This is a genomic window from Virgibacillus pantothenticus (assembly GCF_018075365.1).
Classification (GTDB): domain Bacteria; phylum Bacillota; class Bacilli; order Bacillales; family Amphibacillaceae; genus Virgibacillus; species Virgibacillus pantothenticus.
In genome coordinates, this window is the sequence record NZ_CP073011.1 from 3,230,992 (window position 1) to 3,251,863 (window position 20,872).

The following is a 20,872-nucleotide window of genomic DNA, read 5'->3' on the forward strand; positions in this document are numbered from 1 at the left end:
AATTCACCAAGATTGAAACGGAATTAGAGGGAATTCAAGAAACGTTGTCTAGATGGGTGGATGTAAGAGATACTGGTAATTTTTTTGGATTTCACAGCAATACTAAAAATAAAGCGACATTTTAACGCGATTAAAGATAGTCTCGAAGTGCTCAATCAAGAAGAGCTACTGACAATTTTAGAAGAATTAAAGGCTAGCCATAGTATTATGGAAGTTTTAAGTAGTTTGTCGGATGGTAAAAAATCTTATTCAGGAACAGATATGGTTTTTACTACGAATCATGGTAATAAAGAAATAAAAGTAAATATTTCAGCCGCTTTGCGTATGTACCAAGAAGGGAAAACAGTTTTAGAAGAAAAGCTATCTAAGATTCGACAGTTTCAGGCAGCAATTGACAGAGAAATTTCCAAATGCTATGACAGAAATAAATACAAAGTTATGCGTAAAATAGATGACATAGAGGCAAACCCTAGTTTATATACTCATTTTCTTAGAAAGCACCTTTATTTTTCACGATTAGATAAAAAAGTAAGGCGCATTCAAGTTCACGAAGTTTTTTTTCCGTTAGAACATACGAACTTAGATGAAGAAATATACGAACTAAAGCAAAGTGTAGAAAAAAGCTATACACATATATTGAAAATTATCGCAAAGCCATAGAAGATTTGTTTACGGAAGAAAAAGAAGTAGCTACCTTATTTCGTTTAGTAGAGGGAGAATGACATGAAGGATAAGGAGTCAATTACAATAACAGAGAAAATTGTTGCAAGTGAGAACCTCATGCATAAGAAACAAATTCTACGTAAATATACAGAGGAGATATTTAAAATTGATAAGGCTTTTTTCAACCTCATGGATGATATTATTGTCAACGAGGATCAAAAGGGGGAAATTGTTGAAGCAATGAAAGAAGAAACAAAAAAGTTAACTACGTACAACCGTAATTTACTAGACCATATAGATAAACGTGTCAATAAAATCGTGCAAGGGCTGGATGAGCAAGTAGATGAAATAAAAAGCCAACGCATGACCATTACCTATGAAAATACACATCTGCCTAAATACGTATAATGAAGGCGATTTTATAGACGTGTTTTTGAGCGAGAATAAGACTATTTCTGCGTATGGATGTACTCAAGTTGTAATGGAAAGCTATCTCCTCTATCAATACCATCCCCCCCTTTCCGCTTGCACATATATATAGGGCTTGTCAGCATCTCCCGCTTTACGTACTTGAACAAGCAGTAGGAGAACAGCCCCTAAACGTCCACCTGTTCAACAGCTTTCAAAGCAATAATTAGTGTGGGAATGAATGCACAGCTTAACCGACGATATGCTCGTGTTCAGACTTTGCTTGCACGACTTCGCCGATGAACCGCTCGCGTTCTACTTTTGCTTCCGTGACTTCACCGATGAGCCGCTCGCATTTTGCTTTTTTCGTGCATGAATTACCGTTTAACCGTTCGAATTCAAATTTTTCGTTCCCCAACTTAACAGACTTATCATTTCATTTCAGCAAATGTTAAATTCATTCCAGTTGATATGATATAACACATGCTTCTTCAGAATACTATCCTGCTTCAACTTCGGATGGTCAAAATCTTTCACATATTTCATACCTATTTTTCTCATGACATTTTGTGAAGGGGTGTTCACCTCAGCTGTGAAGCTATAAATATCAGTAAAACTTAATTTTGTAAAGCCATATTGTAAGCAGCCTGCTGCTCCTTCTGTTGCAAAGCCTTTTCCCCAAGCCGCTTTTTTTAGTCGCCAGCCAATTTCGATACACGGTGTAAAATCAGCTTCAAAAGTGGCCCGATGAAACCCGATAAATCCTAAAAATTCATTCGTTTCCTTTTCTTCCACAGCAAAGAGTCCATATCCATTCTCTTTGATCTTATCTACAATCAATGTGTAAAAAGCTTTGTTTCTTCGGTTGATAATGTTTTAGGAAAATACCGCATCACATTTTCATCCGCATTTAGTTCAGCAAATGGAACTATATCTGTTTCTTCCCAGTCACGCAATTTTAATCTGGATGTCTCTATATAAATCATCTTACACCTCACCTCTTTGGAAATTCCTTGGCTCCTCGCTATTTAATGTTGGTAGTACAGCCAAAAGATAGAATCGTAGTCGGTTTGACATGGAGCCTCGGCGGGCACGATTGACGAGCCAAGACGCCAATATGAAAGGGATATTGGCTCACGCCAAAATGCTATCATGCCCGCCACTCCACGTAAAACCTCCTAAACTACCTTCTGCTCCCATACTAAATAGCGGAGAGGCAATTCCTTTAATCCTTCATAACAAGTTTAATGTAAAGTAGCCTCTTAATCTATCTTAGAAAAACTTGGCTTGCCACCAAGTCTTATGGCGGAAGCCTTTGGTTTTCTTATACTATAAACCAAAAAAATCTTATACTTTCCTATAGTGGAACAAAGGCGCGGGGCGCCCGTTTAGCAACATAGCGAATGGAAGGAATCAACGGAGATAAATGATGACTTATCGTAAGGCGCATTTCTTGAAGTCGCCCAGTTGCTGGGCTCATGCGCCGGACGTGGCTATTCGGTTATTTGGGTATTCCCAAGCACCTCATTTTTTACTTTTGTATGAAAAAAACGTTATTTACCACTATATAACTTATTTATTTTAGATAGTATTTCAAGAATCTAAACATTATAAAACAAAATTTTTCATCATAGATGTTGGCTCGCACTCTAGGCAGCCATGGTGGTTTCTTATCTTCCATGAAAAAACCAGAGGAAAAGTAAATCACTCTTCCACTGATCGTTCATTTTTTCCATCAAACCCACTCTCCACATCAATTAATCATCCGTCATCGTCTTTTTAAAGCAAATATACATGAACAAAGCTGCTGCAAAAACCCAACCAGCAATGATTGCTAGTGGCATCCAAGAGCTCTTCTCGTGCAATTCAATAGCTTGCATAATTGGAAACGTATCGGTAATTTTCATAACGATCCCATCCTCGTCTAGCTGGAGAGAACCAAGTATAGGTGTGAATCCAAACAAAAGCATGACGGGCATCGTATAAGCAGATGTTGCAGAAATAGATTTAGAAAATAAGCCAATGCCAATACCTAAGAATAGAAAGAACACAAACAGCAAAATCAACGTGAGAATAGCTTTCCCATTTAAGAATGGGTCAATCCCTACAAAGTATAAAGACACTGTTAAGGAAATAAAAGTTATGAGTCCAACGACAAGACTTTTACCGACAAGAATGTCTATCATGGAGGCAGGTGATTGAATCAGTCCGCGTAACGTTTTCTTTTCATTTTCTTCAGCCATCATTGTCATCATACAGGTTGACGTAACCGAAGAATACGCTATTCCTACAATCAGATACAAGAAAGAGATTGGAAACTCTTCCCCATTACTCATTTGTTTATATAATAAAGCTAAAATTATTGGGATAAGTGGCATCATCAATAGCATCATATTTTTCATAAAATCTTTTATATCTTTTTCAAAAATAGCGCTTATGCGTTGAATATTCATCATACCAGCTCCTCCCCGGTTACTTTCAAAAAGATTTGCCCTAATGTTGGCTTATCTGTCTGCATGGATTTTACCCGATTATATACAATCAATTCCTTAATTCGATCTGCATTGTCTGGGGTATTTTTAATCACGAGCCGCTCTCCTTCATATGTTTCGATATGAAAGGCGTGCGTCGAATGCTTGTAGCGAAGTTCATCTGGATCATCCAATTCCACTATTTCCCCCTCGTGAAGAAAAGCAACACGATCGCATAAGGAATTCGCTTCTTCCATATTATGTGTAGTTAGAAAAATCGTCGTTCCTGCTTCATTCAATTTCCGCAGTCCTCGATGAATATGCGCCATATTTCCAGGATCTAAGGCTGATGTTGGTTCATCCAAAAACACGAGCTTTGGCTTATGAATGAGCGCTTTAGCGAGCAGTACACGCTGCTTCATTCCCTTTGATAACTTCGATACCGTTTTTTTGCGTTCGTCATATAAATTTACCTCACGCAGAATGGCATCTATTTGCTTTAAAGGAGCATGGTATAATTTACAAAATAATTTCAAATTGTCATAAATCGTTAATCGCTCATAAAGGGAACTATTGTCAGATAGTATACCAATTTTAGATTTAAAATCAGCGGTTCCTATCTGTTTCGAATTCATTCCCAGTACCTTTACGCGCCCTGCTGTTTGCCCAAGCTCTCCCGTTAAGATTTTTATCGTCGTTGTTTTCCCCGATCCACTTGGTCCAAGCAAGCCAAATATTTCTCCTTCTTCTACATGAAATCGGACATCTTTCAGTGCCACATGTTGTCCGAACGATTTTTGTATTCCTTCAACTGCTATAATATTTTCCAATTGAAAACCTCCTTCGCTGAACTGCTTCTAGCTTAGCGGATAAAGCTAGCAGATGCAGCAACTGAAGGATGAAATGTACCTTTTGGAGGATGAATTGTACCTACTTTTCTACTATCTAAAATCAATATGGTCGCTACCTTCATTAGCCAAGTTACCTCTCAAGTTGAAAAACATCAGCGTTTTAGTTGAATGGTAACATTGCCACTGTGAACTGTACCGCTAATTCGTCCCATAAATCTGTACCAAACACCTTTTGTCATATGTGAACAAAGGCGCAAGCGCTCGTTTAGCAACGTAGCGAATGGAACGAATCAACTAAAGATTTAGGAATCATGCCACTAAAAACAGGGGTATGCCGACCGTTTTTAATCGGCCTTCCTCTTTGCGACGAACCGATGAGGCCTTATCGTAGGGTGCATTTCTAAAGTCGCATCGTTGCTGGGCTCATGCGCCGGACGTGGCTATTCGGTTATTTCGTTATCCTCAAGCACCTAAGTTTATACTTTCTTATCTTTTTAGAAAAACTTGGCTTACCGCCTAATCTTTATGGCGGAAGCTGTAACTTTTCTTATACTATAAACCTTAAACCTTTATACTTTCCTATAGCGAAAAATAAACTGTATGTATTGCCTTATTTAATAACCACTATCCATTAGATCGTAAAGCCAAGAAATATTAAACGAATCCTACTTCAAGCTAAATTTGTCCTGAATTTCTTGTATTTTTGTTCGTGACAGCGGAATGGTCGATTGGGATTGATTATCTATTCGGAGAGAATACGTATTTTTTGACCATGTAATAATTTCACGAACCTTTTGCAAATTGACAATGTAAGATCGATGGCAGCGATAAAAACCGTACACTGCTAATTTTTTCTCCATGTCCCCAAGTGTGGAGTCCAAGGCATAAGACTCATCATTTACGACGATCATCGCTTTCCCGTCCTGACTCTCGATGTAATCAATCTCTAAAGGGTCAAACAATATCATTTTATCATCGACTTTTGCCGGGATTTTGAAAAAGCTCGTCGTCATTGTTGTACCAGAGCTATTACTTTCCTCTCCTACACTCGGCTCCCCTTCATCCAGTTCAATTTGCTGTAGACCGTTTTTTTGCAGTTTGTACGCTATATCACCAAGCAACAATGCGTGTTCCATATTAGAAACCAAAATTAACACAGGCACTTGATTTTCCTTTAACTTTTGCAGCATATGGATAAAAGCATCCATTGTTCTAACATCCGCACCATGGACGGGTTCACAAAAAATCATCGGTTGCACACCACTCATGAAATATTTCGCATAATAAACCCGACGAATTTCCGACTCCGAACATGTATGCAAACGCTTTTTAGCACTGTTTTGCAAGGAAAACAATACGAGAATCTCCGCTAAAGGTGTCTTACAATGGAACCATTTATGAAAAAAAGCGATGTTCCCTTCTACCGTAAGCCGTTGATACAAGCCTTCCTGTTGATCAAAAATAGTGTAATTCCCGTTATTTTGCAGGACTTTTATCAGCTCATCCTGCATGTCCATATCACTATAAACCGTAGCCGTATACGCACCTTCAATGGTGAGGGAAAATGGCGGCAATAACTCACTATGTATCATCTTTTCATGAATTGTAAATTGTGTCATATGCAAACCCCTGTTCAAACGAATAATCTTTTTTACAATGTTTAGTATACCATGAAGTCTTTTACAAAAGCTCATTCACAAAAAGGATAATTTCGATGATTCGCATTTTATCATCATGGAAGTGGAGTGCTGGATTTAGGTAAACATATAAGAGCGCATATCTATACGAAGATATGCGCTCTTTGACGCTTACGTAAAGTGCATTGATTCCTTTACATTTTTACATCATCAATTGACATTGTAAACGTTGGACTTGGAGGACGTGATGCGGTATCCTCATATTGTTTATTCGTGAATAAAAATCCACCGATAAGTAAAACTCCACATGCCATTGTCATTACTAAGTTTTTCAAACGATATCCCTCCCCGATTACAACTTGATTAATTGGTCATAACTGCTATTTGCTAATTTATAATATTCAACAGACTCTTTATACTTCCCCATTTCCTCTAGGTAAGTAGCTAACAATTTCGCATAAAATACCAAATTACTATAATCTCCTTGTTGTTTTAAGTAAGGTATAAAGTCATCTGTTAATATCGATTTAAACTTCTTTAAATCGCCATAGAGTAAACACGTATATACTTGAATCATGTAATTGTGATATCCGTTGTAAAAGTCATCGTATTTGCATTTAGCTAATTCTAATATCTCCTTAGCTTGATGCAAATACGCTTTTGCTTTTTCATAATCACCAATCGTGTGAAGTTCCTGAACTAAATGAGTAAGTGCATCTAATTTAGTTTTATCTGCTAAATCTTTCGTTTCTATAGCTAATGAATAATGTTTAATCGCTTCTTCTGAAATTCCCATCATGGAATAAAGGTACCCCAAATTATAATGCGTTAGATAAACGATATTTTCATTTTTATTTAATTTTCCTAAGTGCAATGCCAGATTATAGTTTTTTATTGCCGTATCTAGATCTTTTACCCTTTGATACGATATACCTAATAAAATATGACATTGCGCACAGCGGTTAAAGTTATAGTTTTGCTGAAATACCGCCATTGCCTGATTCGCATAATCTACAGCCGCTAAATCTTCACGTAGATAATTATGGGTTATCGATAATGCATAATGCAAATCAGCTATTTCTTTATCATCGATATTGGCTAAACGAATTACTTCTTCTGCCAATTTATAATTCCGCAACGCTTCTTGATGAACTTCTTTATGTGTATAATAGTTCCCTTTAAATTTATGCCAGTAATAACTTTCTTCATAGTTAAAAGAATCAACCATATCATGCAGTTTATTCATTTTATGTAAAGCTTTCCCCAAATCACGTAAGACGATATAGTAACGGATTGTATGTATTTCAAACATAATTGTATGTTTATTAATCTTATGCTCCATTAGCTGTTGTAATTCTTCATACTTCTCTGTCATTACCTTCTTATCATGCTTATCAAACAACATATCATACCATTCTTTGCACTTCTCCTCAATCTCTCTATCTGTATCTTCCGAAATTTCAATTCCTAATCTATTACAGAGTAACTGGAGGATTTCTGGGCTTGCATTAGTCTTTTGATTCTCTATTTTTGATAGATAGGACAAGGAAACGATGCCCTCCGATAATTCTTCTTGTGTCATTTTGCATTTCAATCGGTGCAATTTAATAAGTGAGCCGATATCCACTAAATTCACCCGCTATTCTAAAATTAATATGCTTATCTAGTTATATTATAACATTAATTCAGAAAAATCATATTGATAAAATAATCTGATTTTTACGTGTTTTTTGAGCTGAATTTAGCTTTATAACTTACTAATTTTCATCAAACAGGAGAATATGCTAATTTTTTAACCTATGTTACTAAATTAGGTAGTAATAAGATCTAAACAGAGCATCGAAAAACTCCCTAGTATCAGGAAGCCACTGAAAAAGTCCTTATTTAAAAAACACCAAATCAATTCCAAAAATTACGTGATATATTAGTATATTTTGGCGATTTTATGTCTATTTAATCCCCAAGCCCCATTAATTGCGGGGGTAGGGGTAAATAGGATAGTACAAGAAAAACTACAGCTTTCACCAAGTTTCTATGGAAAAAGCTGTAGTTTTTTCTAAACTTACGAGCTCCCTTTATTTCATTATCGGGAAGGGAGGAATAAAGTAAAGATAAAGTTCTCAAGCAGTGGAGGTTTTCATTCATCCCCCACTGATTGTTAGTAGTCCAAGGGTATGATCTAAGGACCTCTGAACAAATCTGGTATATAGGTGCTTAGCCTTGTTGCAGTACAGTTAACTCCTGAAGTAGGAGGCTTACAGCACGTTATATTCGGAGTAAAAAGATCTTTTTCTACACACTAACGACATTAAATTTGATATTTTTATGTCTAAATCCCCGCTATCATTCCATGAACCTTGGATACTTCTTCCTCTGGGACCATATAGTAATAAACGCCCTCAATCTTGGTGCCACTTCCTTGCATCATATAGCTATTGACATTTTTCCGCACATCCGTATATCCGAATAGTAATTCTTTCATATCATCAAAATCCATGTTCGTTGCCATATTATCACCAAGTACGTCAATCACGCCATTAATTTTGTTGACAGAGCCAACTCTAGCGCCTTTATCAATAATCCCTTCGATAACTTTACGCTGACGTTCGGTACGACCAAAATCTCCAGCAGGATCTTGCTTACGCATACGGACAAAGTGCATCATTTTATCACCGTCTAATTCTACTGGACCTTTCATAAATTGATATTGACCGTCATCCCATTCTACTTCGTTATCGACTTGAATAGTGCCCAGCTGATCGATAAGTTCCTCTAAACCTTCCATATTCATACGCACATAATAGTCTAGGTTGATATTGAGGAAGTTCTCTACCGTAGCAACAGACATATCAGCACCGCCATAGGCATAGGCATGATTAATTTTATCCTGTATCCCTTTTCCAACAATCGTCGTCCGTGTATCACGAGGAATGCTGACCAGTTGCATAGTATCTTCTTTTGGATTTAAAGATAGCACTACTAATGCATCAGAACGTCCACGATCGCCATCTCGTTCGTCGATACCAAGAAGTAAGATATTTAATGACTCTGTCGCCTTTACTTTCTTCTTAGCTACTTTTGTATCAATCGTATCTATAGGCTCATTTATTTTGTCATTTACAGTTGACTTTGCGTTGTTATATATGGAAAATGCGTAACCACCAGCGCCTAGTATAAGTACTAAAATGATGGCAAGTGGAATTTTCAGCCAAAGCTTACGTGATTTTTTTCTTTCCCTTCGTTTCATCGGTTTCACCTGTACTTTCTTTTCTTGTATTTTCAGTCATTCGACAATTTGATATGCTTGGATATTTCTACTTTAAAAGTATACCATATTAAGTCAAACACAAATGACCTAATGGCAGCTTGAAAGCTGTCATTAGGTCTATCTGTCATCATGCGAGTCGATGATTAATCTCTGCTAAACAAGTCTCTTGTATATACTTTGTCAGCTATATCTCGAACATTGTCATCCAGTCGATTAGCAACAATGACATCTGCTTCTGCTTTGAATGCTTCAAGGTCATTGACGACACGAGAGTTATAAAATGTTTCTTCTTGTAATGCTGGTTCATAGACAATCACTTCAATGCCTTTGGCTTTAATGCGCTTCATGACACCTTGAATAGCAGATTGGCGGAAATTGTCTGAATCTGTCTTCATGGTCAAACGGTAAATCCCAACCACTTTCGGTTTACGCTCCAGAACCATATTAGCAACATGATCTTTTCTTGTCCGATTTGCTTCCACAATTGCTTGGATAATATTGTTCGGCACATTTTCATAGTTTGCCAATAATTGTTTCGTATCTTTCGGCAAGCAGTAACCACCATAACCGAATGATGGGTTATTATAATGCCCACCAATACGAGGGTCTAGCGATACCCCTTCAATAATTTGTTTAGAGTCCAAACCACGAACCTCTGCATAGGAATCTAGCTCATTAAAGAACGACACACGCATAGCTAAATATGTATTGGCAAATAGTTTAATTGCTTCTGCTTCTGTTGAACTCGTAAATAAAACAGGAATATCCTCTTTCTCTGCACCCTGAACTAATAAATCAGCAAATACTTTTGCACGCTCTGACTGCTCCCCGACAATTATGCGAGATGGATTCAAGTTATCATATAAAGCTTTGCCTTCACGTAAAAATTCTGGAGAAAAGATAATATTACTTGTAGCAAATTTAATGCTAATCTCTTTCGTATAACCAACTGGTACAGTAGACTTAATAATCATTACGGCATTAGGATTTGTATCTAATACATTGCGAATAACGGATTCAACGGTTGATGTATCAAAATAGTTCTTATCGGGATCATAATTGGTCGGCGTGGAAATAACCACATAATCAGCATCTTTATACGCTTCTTCTATATCAGTTGTAGCACGTAAATTCATTTTCTTATTTTTAAGGAAACTATCAATCTCTGCATCCACAATAGGAGATTGTTTACTATTGATCATATCTACTTTCTCCTGCAGAATATCAAGTGCCACCACTTCATTATGCTGTGCTAAAAGTACGGCATTTGCTAAGCCAACATACCCTGTTCCTGCAACTGCGATTTTCATGAGAAATTCCTCCTAGATTGTAGTTACTTTAAATTTCATATCCTAATAATTTATACCTTTATATTTTTTAATCTACTATTATTAAATCATTAATTGGTAGATCTATAATATCAACAATTATTCAAGTGTTATATCTATATTTATTTCAAACATTAATAGCTCAAATTATTTATTTTTACGTATAATTATATTTAGATTGATTTCAAGGAAGAATTTTACTATTTTTCTAATTGTGGATCTAGGTCAATATTTTCACTAACAATATTTGTTTAATCATTCGAAATAATTTCTTTGTTTATTATTCTCTGTGCCAAGAAAAACGTAAGAAAATATATTAGTGACATGACTAGACAATATAATGAAACTGTCCAATATGGGTTTAAAGACATTAGAATTGAAAATATAAAAACCAATAACACTAAAGTAAATCTGAGCATATCTAAGTAAAGAGCTTCTTTTTGCTTTTCATAAACTTCAAACACTCTACTTATCGGCATAAATATTAGTCTAGTAAAAACCATAAAACTAAGAATTCTTGCGTATATTCCCGCTTCATGCCAATTTGAACCAAATACAATTGAAAAAAAATAAGGTCCAAATAAAATAACTACTATTAAAGGAATAATTCCAATTAACAATAATTTTTTAAATAGTACAATTGATAACTTTTTTAATCTTTCAGGTTCTTTTTTTCCAATATTAGCGGCCTCACCATAAAAGACATCTCCAACTGAATTTCCTACTAATAAGGTGGGTATATTTACTAATGTATTTGCTAAACCATAAAACCCTAACATTTGATTCCCATACATAAAAGTCAAGAAAAAAATCGGTACATGAATGCCAGCAGCATTTAGCAATTGGCTAGGAGCTAGAAAAATTGGGAAGTTCACATACCTTTTAGCGCTCCAGATAATCCTTTTTTTATTTACTGATTTAAAGAGATTTCTCTCTGATTTTCTTAATTGTGATGATAATGTTCTTATACCTGCACTTCCACCTATAATATTACCTAAGATAAGTCCAACTGAACTAAAATTTAATATTCCTAGACTTATTTTAGTAATATTCGAGAAAATACTCTGACTTACTTTGGTTTTAGAGATGGATTTAAAGTTTTTTTTTCTAAAAGACCATTGCATAAAAATCCTATATAAACCAGTTGTAAAAATTCCTATAGGAATAAGAAAAGAATACTTAAAATTAAAGTCTAAATTAATAACTTTAATTAAAACAAATATTAAAGTAATTAAACTAACAAAAATAAATAAAATGATAAGACTTAAAGTTAAAACATTTATAGCCTTTTTATCATTATCAGCTATTGCAATTCCATGTTCATATTTTAACGAGCTAATAATCGTTAAAAAACCCAAAATTGAAGTATACAACGTTAAAACACCATATTCTTCTGGGAGATAGATTCTAGATATAACGGGAGAAAGAACAGTATTTAGCAATTGAGCAAATGCTGTTCCTCCAGAAACTAAAAGAACACTTTTAGTAAAATTATTATTTGAAATTTTATTGAATAACTTCACTTTTTTTCCTCTCCATGCCAAACAGTAATATTTTTTGTGTGCTACTCTTCAACAACTTTATCGATAATTCTACTCCATTTTTTCTCCCACAGTTCATTATTAAACCCTTCTAATACAGTGTTATAGGCGTTAGCTGACAAACGTTCTCTTAAGCGTTCATTTAGTATCAATTTTTGAATAGCTTCATATAGTTCTAATTCATCAGGATTTATTAAAAAACCGTTATAATTATCTATTAAAATATTTGCCATACCACCTATATTAGTTGCAACAACTGCACATTTAGAGGCCATTGCCTCTAACAAAGATAAGGATGTCCCCTCTGATCCCAGTGTTGGAACTACAGCAATGTGATGTTTTTGATGAAACTCAAGGCTATTCTCACTTTTATATTTTATAAATTCAACTTTCGGATTTTTATTAAACATTTTTTTTAGATATCCTTCATCCGGTCCCTCACCCGCAAAAGTAACATACACATTTCCATATTTTTCCATAATTACCTTTATAACATTTGAAAATAATCTTGTTCCACGAACTTGAACAAACCTTCTAGCAAACATGATTCTTATAATGTCTTTTTCTTTGGCTGGTATACTTTTTTTTATTTTGGTGCTATTTGGAATCGGATATATGGCATTTTTATTACAAAACACCTGTGTTCTATACCAATTTACGAAATTATAGTCAACTGAAACAATATTTTTAATTTCTCTTATTTTCTTTAATCTCAGGTAGTTACCTACTGACTTTCTAATCACTTCTAATAATAGATATCTTTTTGTAAAATGATTAGTATTTGGAATATCCCAGCCAACTCCGTGTTGTATTGCTATAACGTGTTTTATTGAGGTAGGAACAAATAAATCCTCTGTTGCAAAAATAATTACATCATCATTTCCAGACAACTCCTCAACAAATTCAGTCAAAATTTTTGCTTTCTTTTTTTCCTTAGAAGACATATTTACTTTAACACCGTGCACGTCTATATTGTTATATTTTTTCTTAAAGTTCCTATTAGAAAATTGGACTATTACAGGTACCTCGTCTCTCCTTTCTATAACCTTGGCTAATTGCCTTATATAAGTTTGAATTCCACCAACTGTATAATTTTCTCCCTCCATATCAAAAAAAGAACGATATGTTATAAAAATTCTACGCATAATTTCAAATCCTTTTTTATTATATTAATAGTGTGTCTTAGTACTTTTTTTAACAACTGCATGTATCTCTTTAAATCCAATTATCATAAAAACCCAAAACTCTTTACTTTCAAAAATATTCAAGCTAAAAAATAAAGGTATAAACCATAAAGAAAAAATAATCATATAAAATATTTTGTCATAGAAAGCACTATTTAACATAACTTTAAAGGATCTAGACCAAATTATAAAGAAAACGCACAATCCTAGTAATCCATAAGAGGTTATTATTTCTAAGATAAAATTATGAGGGTACACACCAAAAGAACTATGAAATGCTGCAGTACCGTTACCAATTAGAAAATTAATTTTAAAATATTCAATTGCTTTTTGCCATAATATTTCCCGCCCAGTCAACCCAATTTCAAAAGAGTTATAAATTAACATGTTTTTAAATGTAGATAAAGAATAACTATTAAAATTCAATTTATCTGTTAAATTTATTAAAAAGTTAAGCATATTAGTTAAATTATTCCAAACAAGATAACAACCTATAAATATAATTCCATATAAAAATGTCCCCTTAATTATTACTGATTTCTTATTTATAGATTTTTTTATAGGGATAACGTTAAATAAAAACACAATAAATAAAGCTGCTAAAGCTGACCCTTTGTTAGCAAATATTACAACTTCTATGAAAGCAAAAAAGGAAATTATTTTCATCCATTTTATATTTAAATATTTACCTCCGATATATAAACCTGTGAATGCAGGAAGCATGAAATTAAATCCAAAACTCATATAGTCCGTAGTAAACATATAACCAACAAACGGATCCCAAAAATAAAGTATGAATAGAACAAATGAAAAGTAAGAATAGTAAATTAGAACTTGTTTTTTATTGTGAACAAGCGAAAATAAGTACATCGTTATCATACAGTAAATTATAAAATTATATACGTAGTTATCTAACTCAATATTTCTTCTAAACAAAAGATCAATACCTAACAAAAAAAGTATAGTAAAAACAAAAAATAAAATTCGGATGTTTAGTATCAACTTATTATATAATAGTGAGAATGATAATATAGATATTACGCTGGCAAGCAATAAATAAGTTGAAAGCTGCGGGAAATTACTTGTTACAATCTTTAACAAACTAAATAAAAACAAATATAAAACAAATAAAAATTCATTTATATTACTTTTTTTCATAACCTAACAGTACAATCCTTTATTTTTTTTGTTATATATATTAGTAAATCTATATTAAATCTTAAAGGAATAAATTTAATTACTCTTAAGTAAAACCTAAAAGCAGCTAGATATTCTTTACATTTAATATAATTTAACAAGACTCCTCTATATCTATAAGAATAGATAATTTTTTTACCATTTTTATATACCTTATCACATGCTTCTATTTGTTTCTCATGAATCTTTAAATAAAAATTAAAGTTTTCTTCATTTTCTTTTGGGTCAGCAACATTTGAACGGTCTCTAGTATCAAATTGAACTAATACTTTTTTTACTACACCTAATCGGTATCCATGATTGAAAAATCTTAATAAAAAAGCAGCCTCCTGATTACGTTGAAATCTTTCATCCCACCCACCACAAAGTATTGCTGCCTCTCTTTTTATCATAATGGTATTCGTAAGCACAAGATGAGTACCACTAAGTAAACCAAAAGTCAGGTCACCTTCTTTAGTAGGTATAACTTCTTTATTGTTTCTATTCCACCCGCAATAAACACCGTCAAATTTTTTATTGTCTAGTAAATACATTACTTGTTCTTTTACTTTATCCGATAGATACCAATCATCATCATCTAGAAAGCAAATGTAATTCCCCTTACTATTCCTAATTCCAGTATTTCTCGCAGCAGCCCCATTCATATTTTTGGGATGCCTGATATATTTAATTTTAGGATTACTAGCATAATCAGCTAATATTAACTCCGTTTCTTTTCTATATTGAGTGCTTGGCTCATTATCATCAACTACAATAACTTCAATTTTTTTATAGCTTTGATTCAGTACTGAATCTATTGCCCTCTTCAACATATCTGACCGTTTATATGTAGTTATAATTATGCTAACAATTGGGTTCTTAGTGTTCTCCATCATAACTAGTTCCTACTTCTTTAATTTTTTATTTATATAATTAAACCTTCTCTACTCCATATCGAAAAAGTAGTTGTTAGGATCTATAAGTTCTAAAAAACAAAATAAATTGAAAATATGGTAATAATTATGAGCTAATATCATCTCTTTTAAGAAAATCTTTTCTTCCTTTCAACATTTGCTTAAAAGCACATAGTGGACCTATATATTCATCGTATAATTCTTTTTTTCGTAATAAAAACTGAAACATTAACAAAAATGATATCAAATTGCCGCCTAATGCTTGAAAAAGGGCCCCACGATCAAAAAAATAATCCTCATTATACCCCGTAAACCAAGTTGATTGATTCTCCTTTATATCCGCAATAATATCTGTTGACGAGTATATTTTCAAACCTTTTTTAAAAGCATCTCTAATAAACAAACTATCTTCACCTGAACCGTAACGTGCTCCTCCACCAAATAACAGAGAAAAAAAGATATTGTTTTTTATTATAGATTCCTTCTTAAAAGCAATATTTACTGTACCAAATTTTAACGAATTGAATATTCTTACTCTACCGTTTTTCTTAATTTTTTTTATTGTTCCCCCATTTTTCATGTGAATAGGTACATTAAACATTATTATATCTGCTTGAGGATTTTTCTTGAATGCTTCAATAACTGTTTTTGGATAGCCATTTCGGTAAACCATATCGTCATCAGCCATCAAACCAATTTCTCCATCCATTCTCATTAACGCATTATTTCTACTTAAACCAACCCCTCTTTCACTAAATGACATAAATTTTATGTTGTATTTATTATATTTTAGTTCTTCTACTTTATTAGTCTCACATTGGTTAATTATTATTGCATCAGATTGAATATTCATTTTTTCTAACAAGCTTTTATCTTTTTGATGCATAGTAGATACTAAAACTTGAAGTTTCATTTCAAACCCCTTTAAAAATAAATTAGTATTTCATCTTGTACTTTCAGCTTTTTCCCAAAAAGGCTTTGCTTTACCTGTAAAGATATTATATACACCAACCCATTGTGCTAAAATGGTAATACAGTAATAGTAAATTAGATTTAAGTACTTATTATTTATTTTGGTAAAAGCTTTAATTAAAGCTAATATATAAAATGTAATTTGACCAATAAATATCAATAGATAAAATAACGATTCTTCTATTAAAAAAACATTTGAAATAAGCAGAAACAAATGAGAAATCCACAAAAGATATCTGCAAGTCCTGTGACCAAAGTAAAAATATGAAAACCATTTATATTTTATAATATTTAGTAACCTTAAGTCTGGTAATATAGCTTTTAAAATGACTCGATTCATTCTAACTTTTCTACTGAATTCATCCTCAATTGTTTCACCAGCTTTTTCATATGCTATAGCATCATGATTACAAATTGCTCTTTTGTTATTTAACGCATAATGCAAAGGCATTGATGCATCGTGGCTATTAATAGGATTGAAATCGTAATAACTCTCATTTCTACATGCATATATAGCGCCATTTCCTGCAGTGATGCTTTGAATTCTACCTTCTATTTCTCGAATTTCTAGATCACTGTCCCAATAACTTGCCTCAGAGTTACTAACGTCATTAACACTATCATTGCTTATTACTAACTTTCCAGATACATAAGCAATATCTTCTGAAGTAAAAGTAGCCATTAGCTCTTTAACAGAGTCTTTATCTAACATCGAATTAGCGTCAGTCATAACTAAGTAATCAGTTCTAACAGTTTTCTGTGCTTCATTTTGAGCATTCGTCTTCCCCATGCGTTCCTTTACTTCATATAACCTAATATCAATATCTGTATGCTTATTAATAAAATCCCTAACTATATCGTTTGTTCTATCACTACTATTGTCTGAAGCAATTAAAAATTTTATTCTATCCTTAGGATAGTTAATTTCCAAAAGGTTATCTAGTTTGGTTTTAATAACTTTTTCTTCATTATGAGCAACTACCATTACTGTTACAGTTGGTTCATAAGAGTAATCTTTTATTATTTTTTTTTTCTTAATAACCCTTCCTAAAATTTTTATAGATAATGGGTAGCCAATCATTCCCCAAAATATGATAAACGCACTTAAAAAAAATATTGCTTTTAAAAAAAATTCCATTATTCTACTCCTAGTAAAAAAGGTTTAACTATCATAAACTCTTAGTTTTCTGCTCTATACTTGGGGAAATACATATTATCTTGAATATCTGATGTATTTTCTCTGCGTATTTCCGTCAATTTATTATATAATTCTTGATTAAAAATCTTTTTACCAATTGTAAATACGTTATGGTGATTTTTATTAAATGCCTTTTTAAATTTATAAAGATTGTCTTCTTTACTTCCAATTCCCCCTCCAAGGTGAAATGATTTGTGTCCATTCTCGCATCCCCAACACGCCGCCTCATATAACAATAAATTTGTTGGTGCAAGATGACGATAAGTTATATCTGATGCTGATAAGTGATAATGCATCTGTTGATTGGAGAACAAAATAATGGACATTGCAATAATCCTGTTTTCATACAAAGCATAAAAAATCATTGAATTATGTTTTAAATCATTAAGAATACTATCATAGAAATCCTTTTCAAAGTAATAATAATCCTTTGCATTGTCTCTATCCATTGTTGCATTATATAGAACCTTAAATTTATGAAACAGATTAACGTCTCTTCCCCAATAGATTAAGACCCCTGATTTTTTTGCTTTTCTTATCATATTTCTGTTTTTACTTGTTATATCAGTCCAAATTTGTTGTTGAGAATCCAACTTTATAGTAATAGTTTTCCCTAGTTCCGATATATCATATAAACCTTCTAATATATCACTATTTTTGAGAACAGGATGAAAACGTACAAATTCACTAATAATACCTCTTTTATTACACTTCTCTATGTATTCATTATTTAATTGCTTTATACTATCTTTCGTCACTTTTCCCTCAACTAAAAATCCCCCATAACCATAAGGAGTTGTAATGTCGAAATATTGATTTTCAGAAAGTGTATCACTGAAATTTATGTTATTGGCAATATCTCTGAGCATAACTACATTGATGGCTTTAATATTCGAATCCTCATAATAAAAAAGCACCGGTTCACCATCGCCATGTATTTTAAAGGCATTAGTGTATTCATTTAGATAATATATATCATAATCACGAAAACCTTTAACTATCTTATTCCACTTTTCTCTATCACTTGCTTCAATTAAAGACAGCATAATTTCCTCCTACAACTCTTTTTTCATCCGACGCCTTTCCGTAATAAAACCTAGAGAATTATATAATTCAACAACTTTTAGATTAGATTCAGATACAAGTAAATCAATTGTTCTTATCCCTTTATCTTTAGCTATTTTTTGTACTTCAGTAATAAGAATAGTTCCAATGCCCTTACCCCTACAGTTTTTTTCTATAATAATTTGATTGATATGTAGTCTTAATTCATTAAAATACTTATGTTTATATAACCAAACAATACCTATTAATTTACCTTTTTCAAATGCACCTACCAATATTGCGTTATTTTGTTCTAAATAGCAGGGAATTTGATCTATTTTCTCATAAGCTATACTTATACTAGTTTTGTATGATACACCAAAGTTTGAGGTGTAAGAATCAATTAACATTTCTAAAATAGTATCTTTATGAGTACTAAAATCTTCAATTCCCAATTCCCTTATTTTCAATAGATGTCCTCCTCTCATCGTCCAAATCCTTAATAGAAGATTTATCGACAACAGTAATATCTTCGCTGCGTATTGTCTTAGTTATTGTCTTGAGAATTATGCTTAAGTCTAGCAACAAATTAATATTGCGGACGTATTCAATATCGATTTCTAGTCGATCAGACCATTCTAAATTATTTCTCCCGTTTACTTGTGCAAGACCAGTAAGACCGGGGCGAACTGTATGTCTTAGCTTTTCAACTTTACTATAGTAAGGTAAGTATCTTTCTAATAAAGGTCTAGGGCCAACGATGGACATATCCCCTTTTAAAATATTAAAAAGCTCTGGTAATTCATCTAAAGATGTAGACCTTAAAAACTCGCCAAATTTAGTTAGTCTCTCACTATCTGGAAGAAGATAGCCATTGTCATCTTCTTCATTTGTCATAGTTCTAAACTTATACATAGTAAAAATCTCTTCATTCATTCCTGGTCTTCTTTGTTTAAACAAGATTGGGGTGCCTAATTTTGTTTTCACTAAAATAGCAATTACTATAAGTAATGGACTTAAAACTATAATAGCAATTAAAGATAGTATAAAATCCATAGGTCTTTTTAAAAACCTTCTATAAATACCACCCTTATATTTCTCCACTTACAACCACAACCCTTTAATAATCTTCACTACTCTTCCTAAGTCCTCATCTGTCATTTTCGTATCTGATGGCAGACAAACACCATTTTCAAATAAGTTTTCTGCAACATCATTACCAATAAAATCATACGCCTCAAAAAACGGTTGCATATGCATTGGTTTCCATATTGGTCTTGATTCAATATTTTCTTCTTCTAATGCTTCCATAATATCAACTGGTCTTACTTTTCCGTTCAATGTAATACAACTAAGCCAACGATTAGGTGCATCAAAAGAATTAGTTGGCATAAAATTAATGTCCTCAAGATCCTTTAATTCTTTTTTATAAAAATCAAAAATATAGGTCTTCTTTGCGACACGTTCGTCTAATACTTTCAATTGTCCTCTTCCAATGCCGGCAACTACATTACTCATCCGATAGTTATATCCTAATTCGCTATGCTGGTAATGTCTTGCCTTATCTCTTGCTTGCGTAGCCCAAAAACGTGCTTTAGCTATTTTGTCCTCATTGTTAGAAATAAGCATACCTCCGCCTGAGGTAGTAATAATTTTATTACCGTTAAAAGAGAAAATTCCGTAGTCTCCAAATGTACCAGTTTGCTTACCTTTGTAATAGGAACCTAATGATTCTGCTGCATCTTCAATTAAAGCTACATCATATTTATTGCACAAATCTATAATTCTATCCATATCCGCAGATAGACCATATAGATGAACGACAATGACTGCCTTCACATTAGGATATTTCTCAAATGCTTCTTCTAACGCATCTGGGTCCATATTCCACGTTTTTTCATCACTATCTATAAATACAGGTATTGCAGATTGATAGATAATCGGATTAGCTGAGGCAGAAAATGTAAGTGACGGACAAAATACAATATCCCCTTCGCCAACACCTGCAGCTTTGAGCGCTAAGTGAATAGCAGCGGTCCCAGAAGATAGTGCTGCCGCTGATTTTATTCCGACTTTATCTGCCAGTTCGTTTTCGAATTGGTTCACATTTTCACCAAGAGGAGCAATCCAATTCGTGTCAAATGCTTCCTGCACATATTGTAATTCATAACCTTCTTTACTCATATGTGGTGATGCTAAAAATATCCGCTCATTCAT

General features: G+C 33.1%; 19 protein-coding genes and 1 pseudogene. 2 read left to right on the forward strand and 18 right to left on the reverse strand.

The genetic code is table 11. The features are described from left to right. Positions 1 to 84: 84 nt before the first annotated feature. A complete protein-coding gene (locus tag KBP50_RS22195; RefSeq protein WP_236691393.1) occupies positions 85 to 660 on the forward strand; it encodes a hypothetical protein in 576 nt (191 codons plus the stop codon). 63 nt (positions 661 to 723) lie between these two features. Continuing rightward, the gene (locus tag KBP50_RS15005; protein ID WP_050351269.1) at positions 724 to 1,071 is read left to right on the forward strand and encodes a hypothetical protein; all 348 of its coding nucleotides are present in this window, start codon (positions 724 to 726) and stop codon (positions 1,069 to 1,071) included. A 441-nt stretch (positions 1,072 to 1,512) separates the two neighbouring features. On the opposite strand, the pseudogene KBP50_RS15010 reads toward KBP50_RS15005, so the two are convergent. The 18 genes and pseudogenes from KBP50_RS15010 to KBP50_RS15095 form a co-directional block, all read right to left on the reverse strand. Next, positions 1,513 to 2,057, reverse strand: a pseudogene (locus KBP50_RS15010) (GNAT family N-acetyltransferase). A 771-nt stretch (positions 2,058 to 2,828) separates the two neighbouring features. Then, the gene (locus KBP50_RS15015) at positions 2,829 to 3,527 is read right to left on the reverse strand and encodes an ABC transporter permease (protein ID WP_236691394.1); all 699 of its coding nucleotides are present in this window, start codon (positions 3,525 to 3,527) and stop codon (positions 2,829 to 2,831) included. Next, positions 3,524 to 4,372 carry an ABC transporter ATP-binding protein gene (locus tag KBP50_RS15020; protein ID WP_050351270.1) on the reverse strand — a complete coding sequence of 283 codons (849 nt, stop codon included), beginning with the start codon at positions 4,370 to 4,372 and terminating at the stop codon, positions 3,524 to 3,526. Before KBP50_RS15020 ends, KBP50_RS15015 begins: the two co-directional genes overlap by 4 nt. A gap of 686 nt (positions 4,373 to 5,058) precedes the next feature. Next, positions 5,059 to 6,012: a response regulator transcription factor gene (locus KBP50_RS15025; protein WP_050351271.1), complete on the reverse strand. Its 954-nt coding sequence runs from the start codon at positions 6,010 to 6,012 to the stop codon at positions 5,059 to 5,061. Positions 6,013 to 6,224: 212 nt separating this feature from the next. Continuing rightward, complete coding sequence (locus KBP50_RS15030) at positions 6,225 to 6,365, reverse strand: hypothetical protein (RefSeq protein ID WP_156875350.1); 141 nt, start codon at positions 6,363 to 6,365, stop codon at positions 6,225 to 6,227. Positions 6,366 to 6,382: 17 nt separating this feature from the next. After that, positions 6,383 to 7,666 carry a helix-turn-helix domain-containing protein gene (locus tag KBP50_RS15035; RefSeq protein WP_128743363.1) on the reverse strand — a complete coding sequence of 428 codons (1,284 nt, stop codon included), beginning with the start codon at positions 7,664 to 7,666 and terminating at the stop codon, positions 6,383 to 6,385. A 693-nt stretch (positions 7,667 to 8,359) separates the two neighbouring features. Beyond that, positions 8,360 to 9,277, reverse strand: coding sequence for an LCP family glycopolymer transferase (locus tag KBP50_RS15040; RefSeq protein ID WP_050351273.1), 918 nt, complete (start codon positions 9,275 to 9,277; stop codon positions 8,360 to 8,362). A 164-nt stretch (positions 9,278 to 9,441) separates the two neighbouring features. Next, entirely contained in the window at positions 9,442 to 10,608 is a 1,167-nt protein-coding gene (locus KBP50_RS15045) for a nucleotide sugar dehydrogenase (RefSeq protein WP_050351274.1), read from the reverse strand. Between the two features lie 269 nt (positions 10,609 to 10,877). Next, the gene (locus KBP50_RS15050) at positions 10,878 to 12,149 is read right to left on the reverse strand and encodes an oligosaccharide flippase family protein (protein WP_128743365.1); all 1,272 of its coding nucleotides are present in this window, start codon (positions 12,147 to 12,149) and stop codon (positions 10,878 to 10,880) included. Positions 12,150 to 12,190: 41 nt separating this feature from the next. After that, a complete protein-coding gene (locus tag KBP50_RS15055) occupies positions 12,191 to 13,312 on the reverse strand; it encodes a glycosyltransferase family 4 protein (protein ID WP_050351276.1) in 1,122 nt (373 codons plus the stop codon). A 24-nt stretch (positions 13,313 to 13,336) separates the two neighbouring features. After that, positions 13,337 to 14,095, reverse strand: a complete 759-nt coding sequence (locus KBP50_RS15060) for an O-antigen ligase family protein (RefSeq protein WP_128743367.1) — start codon at positions 14,093 to 14,095, stop codon at positions 13,337 to 13,339. Positions 14,096 to 14,505: 410 nt separating this feature from the next. Continuing rightward, positions 14,506 to 15,420, reverse strand: coding sequence for a glycosyltransferase family 2 protein (locus KBP50_RS15065; protein WP_076362066.1), 915 nt, complete (start codon positions 15,418 to 15,420; stop codon positions 14,506 to 14,508). A 127-nt stretch (positions 15,421 to 15,547) separates the two neighbouring features. After that, positions 15,548 to 16,354, reverse strand: a complete 807-nt coding sequence (locus KBP50_RS15070) for a glycosyltransferase family 2 protein (RefSeq protein ID WP_050351279.1) — start codon at positions 16,352 to 16,354, stop codon at positions 15,548 to 15,550. 30 nt (positions 16,355 to 16,384) lie between these two features. Continuing rightward, on the reverse strand, positions 16,385 to 17,551 hold the full coding sequence (locus KBP50_RS15075; RefSeq protein WP_050351280.1) for a glycosyltransferase family 2 protein: 1,167 nt from the start codon (positions 17,549 to 17,551) through the stop codon (positions 16,385 to 16,387). Between the two features lie 41 nt (positions 17,552 to 17,592). Next, positions 17,593 to 18,657 carry a lipid II:glycine glycyltransferase FemX gene (locus tag KBP50_RS15080; RefSeq protein ID WP_050351281.1) on the reverse strand — a complete coding sequence of 355 codons (1,065 nt, stop codon included), beginning with the start codon at positions 18,655 to 18,657 and terminating at the stop codon, positions 17,593 to 17,595. 9 nt (positions 18,658 to 18,666) lie between these two features. After that, positions 18,667 to 19,125 (reverse strand): GNAT family N-acetyltransferase, encoded by a 459-nt coding sequence (locus tag KBP50_RS15085; protein WP_050351282.1) that lies wholly within the window; start codon positions 19,123 to 19,125, stop codon positions 18,667 to 18,669. Then, entirely contained in the window at positions 19,100 to 19,759 is a 660-nt protein-coding gene (locus KBP50_RS15090; RefSeq protein WP_050351283.1) for a sugar transferase, read from the reverse strand. Before KBP50_RS15090 ends, KBP50_RS15085 begins: the two co-directional genes overlap by 26 nt. Beyond that, positions 19,760 to 20,872, reverse strand: a complete 1,113-nt coding sequence (locus tag KBP50_RS15095) for a DegT/DnrJ/EryC1/StrS family aminotransferase (RefSeq protein ID WP_050351284.1) — start codon at positions 20,870 to 20,872, stop codon at positions 19,760 to 19,762.